General features: G+C 51.0%; 2 protein-coding genes. Both read left to right on the forward strand.

The features are described 5' to 3' along the window. Positions 1-134 precede the first annotated feature (134 nt). Positions 135-6,287 carry a hypothetical protein gene (locus KBW69_RS22880; RefSeq protein ID WP_257282420.1) on the forward strand — a complete coding sequence of 2,051 codons (6,153 nt, stop codon included), beginning with the start codon at positions 135-137 and terminating at the stop codon, positions 6,285-6,287. A gap of 142 nt (positions 6,288-6,429) precedes the next feature. Then, positions 6,430-8,620, forward strand: a 2,191-nt coding sequence (locus tag KBW69_RS22885) for a hypothetical protein (protein ID WP_257282421.1), incomplete at its 3' end; no start/stop codon positions are given.

Consider the following 8,620-nt stretch of genomic DNA (forward strand, 5'->3'; position numbering starts at 1 on the left):
CCCCGGCCAGCGGACAACCGGAATACCGGCTGTTTACCGATGAAACCCGGGTGCTGATGTCACCGCCAGCGGATTCAAAAGCCCTCCGGAATTTGCCGTCCAGCCCCTCTTCGGTGTCCGTGCAGCCCCAAACAGTGACTCAAACCGATACGGCGGTGGATAGTCTGTCCGCCGTCGCCAGGGAACGGAGCAAATTCAGGCAGCGCTTGCTGGAGTTTGACACCGTCCTGAGGGACATTAAAGCCCGGCACTCGCTCCCCGATAACATCGTTCCCATTCTGGATACCCTTCGTCGGGATGGCCAGGGCTGGCGTATGGACTTTATGGAGCCCGATACCCTGACCCGAAAGAACATCCGGTTTACCTCCGGAGCCTTTGACCGCCTCCGGGGCTTTCTCAAGGGCGTGGGCCGTCCATCACCATCGCAGGTCAAAGGGAAATATGCAGCCACCGGCAGTCTGGACAAGTATAGGTCTTTCATAGGCCTTTCCGACCTGATCACCGGGATTGACTCCGTGGGATATCATTACGAAAATCCTCGGTCCCTGAATATGACGGACACCCAACGGCAGATTTATACCGGACGCCAGGTGGTTTTTTTTGCGGCAGTGACATTGGAGGTGTTTGACTGGATCGGTTTCGGGCTAGAGGGGCTTAGGTGGTTAAGCCCGTCCTCCAAGCAGCTATTTTCTTCCCATCGGACAGCACCAAAGCTACTCTACACCGAGTTACGCAAGCCGACCAGCGGGCTGAAAAAAGCCAAGGGGCTGGGTAAAAAAGTCGCTCGTTTTTTGCCTGTAGCGGGTTTCGGTGTGCAAACAACCAGTCTCATCCTGACCGGAATTGAATATGAGAACGAAAAGGATCCGGAAGTCAAGAAACTCTTGGAATCCAGGGTGATCTTTGAGTCGGTGGATATGGGTATCTCCACTATTTCGGAGTTTCTCGGGCCTTACGGGCTAATGATTGACACTGTCATGCACTACGTCAGGGCTATTTTTGACTCGTATTATAAAGAAAAGTTAGAAAAGCTGGCCTTTAAAAAGTTACGGGACGCTGCGGGCAAGGCGACCCAAACCTTTAACACGATTCACGCCCAGCTGGACCCCAAAAGCTACCTGTACGGCAACCAGACCATCAATGCTTTGATGAGCGGGGACGGCAAAAATCTCCTGCCCGTAAACATCCAGACGATCGACCTGGTCAACAAGACCCTGACCCTCGGGGGAGGCTATTCATTCCGGACAACCTTCATCGCCGGAAAAAAGAACGACTGGAAACAGAAAAAGTGTAAGGATAAAACCACCGTAGAGTACAACAGGTTTGAATGCGCCAGCGATATCAACGAGCTCCACTACTCCCCGGTTCCCTACCACCTGATCGACAATGCCCTGAAGACATTATGCTCGAAGGAGCCGCGTTTAACCCCCTACCAATGTGAAAGAGGAGTGTTTCACAACCTGGATCAGATGACCGACAAAAAGATGATTTTAATGCCTTCCACACCCGAGTGGGATGTCAGACTCGGTTACACCCGAACTGACCAGACCTTTAAGGGGAGTGCGCCAAAAAGCAGCTCTCCCGGTGCAAAGCTGCTGAATGCCGTCAGCAATGAACTGCTGCAACTGTTTTACCAGAAAAAGGTAAAAGACACCAAGATCAGTACGTGCAAAAATGCTCCTTTGTGTGATGAATTTAAAGTCAGATACACGGATAAATACATTGGCCAGATGTTCACCCATACGGACGCTTTCGCGTACCGTTTCTCACGCAGCCACGTGTATCTCGATGAAAAAGATCACATCCTCGTCTTTCACAAGGTCCTTGAATTCATCTGGCTGCTGAGTTACGACCTGCATAGCCCTGTAGGGGGCAGCAACACCTACCTCCTGATGTCCAACGGTGCCCACCTCATCCGCATTCACCCCCGTGGAAAGACCGCCGCTACCTGGGTGTTGAACTACAACGGACAACGCCCCTATGCCTGCATAACCGAGCAGGCCGGCGGGACGCGAAGCTGTTCAACCGTGCTGAACCAGACCGAAAAAACCTGGACCCTCTACCTGGGTGAGACCTGTTTCCGGTTTCCTGCCCCGACGCCGGACACCCCCTATAGAGTGATAGCCCAGGATGCCAACGCACAGTTTGAATGGCTGCCGAAGGATCGCAAGGTAATTCGCCGTTTATACGACACTAAGAACCTGAATGAAAAGGAGTCAAGGGCACCGAAACTGCTCGGAATAACGACCCATTACACCGCTTTCAGCCGGTTTCTGCCGTTGGAACTGAAAGAATGCCAGGCCACCTCGATCTATGCACACTGCATGGCTCAGGCGCCGAACTGGTGGCTCAAGTCGTCACGCAAAATACCGTACAAGTTCTGGTCTGAATACCTGAAGGACTGTAGAAAAAAGGCCGCTGGGCATCGCGATGCACCCTATTCCTGCTTCCCCGGCAAGCTGGGACTGGCCAAAGCAGATTGGCATAAGTTAGACCGGGTGAAGCTCTGGTACGATACCCGCCACCACAAAGAAATCCAGCTCATTGCCCCCAGTGATAAGGTAAAACCGATCCAGGGGAGCCCGACCACTGGCTACTATTTTATTGACCTCGTCAATCAACAGGTGTTGTTCAAGAGTGCCAGGATCCTGGATCAGGAAATCAGGCAATTCCGTGAATTCAGCGCCACAAAGCATGGCGCGGTGTTTGGCCGCAAGGTATCAAGGACATTGCCGGGCAAAGATGACTCGCAATTGCTGGTGTTTGAGGCCCCCTATTATTACCTGTTGACGGTCACCCGATCCGGCCAGCTGGCTCACCGGGTGATTGCGGCAGAGACCCTGGATGGTCAGCTCAGCGCCCCTCCCACAACAGCAAAAGAAAAAGGGCTGATTCCCTTTCGGGTCGTCGACAGCTACGACAGTCGTCGCATCCTTCGGGCCGGTTTTTATGACGAGTCCACCCAAACCTATATTGCCTTCCTGAGCAGTCTGATGGATGGCGGTCGGCTGATCTATGGGGACGACGGCAGCCGTCTTCGGCAGATCAGTGAGCCTGTCCAGAAACGACTGCGAGGTGGCCACCTGCCGGTGCACAAGGTAGTGTGGGGCCAGCGCATTTACTATCTTATGTTCAGCCAGCATTCCGGCAACCTGTATTGGCTGAGCACCGACGAGAATCATCCCGGGGGCATCCAGTTGCTGAGCTCCGGCTTCCAGGTGATCCGCCCGGCGGGCGAGCAGCGGACGGTAGCACAGATGGCCAAACACCCGGTCTTTTCCCGTGTGCAGGCGCACTCCGGCAGTCTCCTGGCCGATACCCACAGTGGCTTCCAGCTGTGGATACCGGACGAGGCCTGGGACAACACCCGGGTGGTCAGCGAAAACCTGCCAGTGGAAACAGAACCCTTTGCACACTGGCAACTCAAGGCCACCGGGCAGACCGTCGCCAAGTCTAACGATACCCTGAGTGTGCGTCAGTTCACCCCCCGATCCGGCGTGACGATGACGAGCCTGGACCTGGGCCAAATGGTCAAGACAATCCTGTTCAAAGTGACCCTGGATCACCCCGACACGGCCTGGACCAACGCCAGTGCCCGGGCCTTCATCACTGACATCAAGGGAGTGTTGCGCACCAGGGTGGCACAGGCCCGGCAGGAGTTCTCAGCAACAGTAGGTCTGGTACCCCTGACAACCCCGGTCGCCAACCACACCTTGTTCAACCCCTTCAGGACACTGGATCTCTGGTACTTCCCGGACGGTGAAACCCTGCTGGCGGCCAAAAAACGCGACAAATTCAAGATTACGGTCAATGACGACGGCCAGCTGCTCGCCCTATCGGATACCCGCAAAAAGCAAGCTTTCCAGTTTTTCCCACGGCCTGACCAAGGTGCAAAAGGCCATCCCTTTTGTGGGAAGGCTGGTGCCGTTCTGACCGGGATACCCAGCGAGTTCAAGAACCTGGTCTCCATTCCCTGCCGTTACGACTTCGCGGGTGGCAACGAATTGCGAGGCCGATACCAGTGGGAACCCATTGACCAGGCATGGAGCATCAAGACCCCGCGGGCTAAATACCTGGCCAACCGGAAACAACTGTCCCTGGTGGCGCTGGACCTGAGCCTGATGGGGCCCAGGCAACCCTCCGACAGCCTGATCTTCTCGACCTGGCAGGATTTCAACCAGGCTATGCGTTCCGTGCCAATAAGCGCTCGCCGGCTGCTGGCCGACACCCGACTGATCGCCCTCAAGCTGCGCCCCGGCTATGCCCGAACCCGAATGGCCTGGATAGATTACCGGGGCCGGTATTTCCATCAACAAAAACTGTTGTTCGGCCTGCCTGACAAGGAGCACGGTGCCCAGCAACTGATTATTGGTCAAACCACGGTCAGGAAAAAGAGCACAACCCGGAATGCCCGGCCGCTTGAGTCAACGGCTTCGGTCGTTTATAGCCCAAAACACCAAACGCTCTACCAGGTCATCCTCGATAGTTACCAGTCACTGGGCACCTTTGGCAGGGTAGCCGTGATGGCGGACGGTCTGCTACTGTCAGGAACGCGCGGAGACGACAGTATCAACCTGGAAGCCTTGCGGCTGGATACTTACTACTATGAGAACCGGGCGGCCTCCCGCCGACAGTTTGGGGTCATGGTGGAGGGCCAGGGCGGTTCGGATGTGATTCAAATCAATAAGAGTGACTTGTCGTTTTTTTCCCGGATCATCCTCCATCCCGGCCTTGCTGAAGAACAAACCGACGTTAAAAACCAGGCACAGACCCGCATTGAATTGAAAGTACCGGCCTTCCTTTACCAGGCCGGTCGCCGGGGTCAGAACCTGGTCCTGTCTCACCGCTTTGAGGGAGGCAACGCCGGGATCGTGATCCAGGGGGTCTGGCCCAAACAGCACGACCGGTTCCCGCAACCAACGACCCTGGTGTTCAATGACCTTCAGCTGACCTTATCCGATCTGGCGGCAAGGGTGATGCGCTCTGGTCAGGGGGTGGTATTTCCATTAACGGCAGGGAACCGGAAGAACCGCCTTCGATTCATCCACGCCAACGCCAGCAACCCCCTGTACATCCGGCAAGCGCAAGACCGGCCAGTAAAAATCGTCACACACCGGGCTATGGACGGGATTAAACTGACGCTGGAGCCATTAAACCCCATACAATCCAGACGACAAGTGTTTATTACTGGCACAAACCAGTGGGGCTGGGAACCCGGCAGTGTTCAGGTGAGCGGACCGAAACCCGGCAGCCATTACCGTCCATGGCCGTTTATACCCGCCGTGATCAGCTCGTCGGCCATGGGCAACAGGACATTAAGACTCTGGGGCAATGACCGTAACAACATCCTGTACGTGGGCGCCCATGCCCGACAATGGTCCATTCTGGGGCGGGGCGGTAATGACCTGCTGCTGCTGGGGACGTCGGGAAACGCAGCCGCACGCCCCGAGGTACTGGCAAACTGGACACGGAGCGATCGGTGTGACAACCGAAAGCTGGAAGCACCCGGCAACAGCAGCCTGTGGCAAGCCTTCGTCGACTGGACCCGCCCCCTGATCGGTGGTCCTGGCAATGACGTCTATGACCTGCGGGCGTGCAGGCCAGCCCGGACAGTAGACGATTATGGCAAGCATTATGTCCTCCTGTCGTCCGGGTCGAAAGCGGATTTACGACGACTGACGGGTGATAACAGCACCGCACTGTTCTTTACTGACCTGACTGCGGAACAGGTAGGGTTTAACCAGTGTGACCCGCAGGAGCAGAGCAGCGGCAGCAACCTCACACTCAGCAACGGCTCCCTGCCCCTGAGGAGCCAGAGCGTCAGGATCATCAATACCGACACTAACCAGACCCTGGCACTGATCAAACCGGACGTGCTGGCCAGCCTGCACTTTAAAGGCGGACAAGTCAGCCTGAGCCCCACAGCTTTGATCAACAGCAACGATAGTGCATTGGCCGAGAGTGACAGTGCCGATGGAAACCACGAAGCCCTGAGCTTTCTGAACAGGATCATTCGCAGAGGGCAACGGCTGGTACATTACCTGAGCAGCCTGGCCGGAGGCGGTAAAGACGACGCTGACACGGATACAGCGAAGAGTAAGCAGCAAGGGGTGGTAAGCCTGAACGACACAGAGCTGAACCAACACTACCAGCGTCTGGTACAGGACATCAGTGCCCTGTCAGGCCATCGAACTGGTGAGAGTCCGTCGTTTATGCCATCGGCAACCCAGAGAGTGATACAGAACCTGACGAATCCACAACCTTTGACGACGATGGGTCAGGGCTGATTCCATAAGGAATCTGACGGAACTCCATACTACACTGTCTGTTACGTTTATTGCACATTTAAAGCCCTCTGATCACGCCGGTGAAAGGGCAAGTATCGCAATCCCCCGGGAAACCATGTAGGTCAATCTATCAGGTGTTATCATGCGAGACTTCCGTGTACCCAAGAATATGCATGTCAGCATTGTCGATCCCATTGAAGGTTGGGAGTTTGGTTGTCTGACAATATGGGCCAAGGTGAACCCGGACTACGTACTCCATGTATGGGCTCCCGAACGTTTGGCATACAAAAAAATACTATATTCGCTGCTGATGTCCGAGATAAACAAAAATGCTATTGAGAAAGATTCTCCAGATGATGATATAGCGAAGTTGAAAGATCGCACCTGGAAAATAATTGATGATTTTATGGGTAAAAGCCCAAACGTAGAACAATTGAATATAATGAGTTCCAGTTTTTCAGATAATGTAAAGCAGTCGTTTGCCATACAATGGGATAAAACCAGTGAATTGTTAAATAAAATTGAAACATCCATTGTCGATGCTGTCGTTCATAGAGACGAGATTGATTTCAAACCAATAGAGATTCAATATATTAAATACAGCTTAGGCTTTACTGACTCTTTAATAACCGAAAGATTTATAGGAATTTATCATGCTTTCAATTTTGGAGGGGCATATATTGATAAAGGACTACTACCCGAAATGGAGAGCAAGGCCTTTCTAAAAAGGAGTAGTTCGGGCGAGTCTATATCAGAAATAGGAGTAAGTGATGAAAACAAAAAACGTCTCGAAAGAGCTAAGATACGTGCTCTTTTTGAAAAAATGTTTTCAGATGGAATGATTCCAGATCCCAGCCATTATTTTGAGACATACGATACAAACCTGCCAGAAGAACAAACCAGTCAGATTAAAGATATCGTAAAAAAAACCAGTATTGGTGATCTATTCCAAAGACTAGGGGAATATCAACTAACACATCATACCCGCAATACATTAATGTTCGGAATGAAAATAAATTCATTAGGTAATTTTGTAGACAGTACTCTTGATCATGCAAACCAGCCATTTATCCTACTAACTCTCAAAAGAAACCCTCTGATCAAAATATCACTTGATGAAATCACATTTCTTCATGATGCTGTAGAAGGCTTAAAAAAATCTGCAATAAGTGAGGAAGAACTCATACCAAAGATAAAGGAGAAACTACGTCAATTCTATCAAATAAATAAAACGGATGTCTCCAGCAGTAACATTAATGAAGTTGCAATGATGTCAGCAAAGTTTTCATATCATAACGAGGAGACTGACCAGCGGATTATCAATAAAATAGGTTATAACGCTTTTGAAAGATTGAAAAATACCCAATTAAAAAGAAAATATAAAATCATTCCATTTGTTAAATTCTCAGCAAACAATCCCTTCTACAACAGAAGATCTTATGTTCTTAGTTTCAACCCTTCACTAATAGTGCGTGAGAGACCATACGACAAATTAATAATAATTAATCTATTTGACAGTCTGTACGATAAAGAAAGATCTTTAACAGAGTCTATTAATCTTTATCATGAGTACAGAACTGAAAAAAGCGTTTTGTACAATGTTGTTGAAATTAATATGCCGCAAGGAAAAACACTTAAACTCGAAATAGTAAAAGGAATACCGTTCACAAACATTGGTGAAGACACTAAAGTCATCATTACCGGAGAGGTTTATTTCTCTGATATCAGACGCGCTACTCGTTTTTTTTCCGACACTCAGAACTTAATAAAAAAGCTAACATTGGTTTTAAGTATGGCAATTCCCAGCAATACCACCGTACAAACCATAGCATTCTCTTTTGATAACTCTGCACAAGGCATTTTTGGTTCTTCGGGTGTACTGGGTGTACTGAATGTTAACCATAAAGGTTATGCTGTACCTGAAGTTTTGAGGGAGTTGGCCAAAAAAGGTATCTTTGCAAATGCTGCCGTTGCAGTTCGCACGCCTCATTCAGCCGATGATCCTGACATACCATCAACCTCCAGCAATGCGCCCTACCCTGAACCAAACCGTGTTGTTTTTACCCTGCTGCCTGACGGGACCACTGTTGAATACAGAACGAGGTTCGGGTTAGCCTCCCTTGAGCCTAAAAATGTATTTACCCATGCCTTACCTGAAAGTCATCACAGCGATAACGGGACTGAAGGTCAATCTAACGATGCCAGCTCCGAAGACGATCCGATCAAAGCCATATTACAAGAGAAGATTGCCGGTAGCGGATCCGACAAAAAAGAGGATTGGATCAAAAACATAATCGAAGACAATTCTATTGATCCCCAACTCAAAGATCAGT

It is taken from the genome of Endozoicomonas sp. ISHI1 (assembly GCF_024606225.1).
Taxonomy (GTDB): domain Bacteria; phylum Pseudomonadota; class Gammaproteobacteria; order Pseudomonadales; family Endozoicomonadaceae; genus Endozoicomonas_A.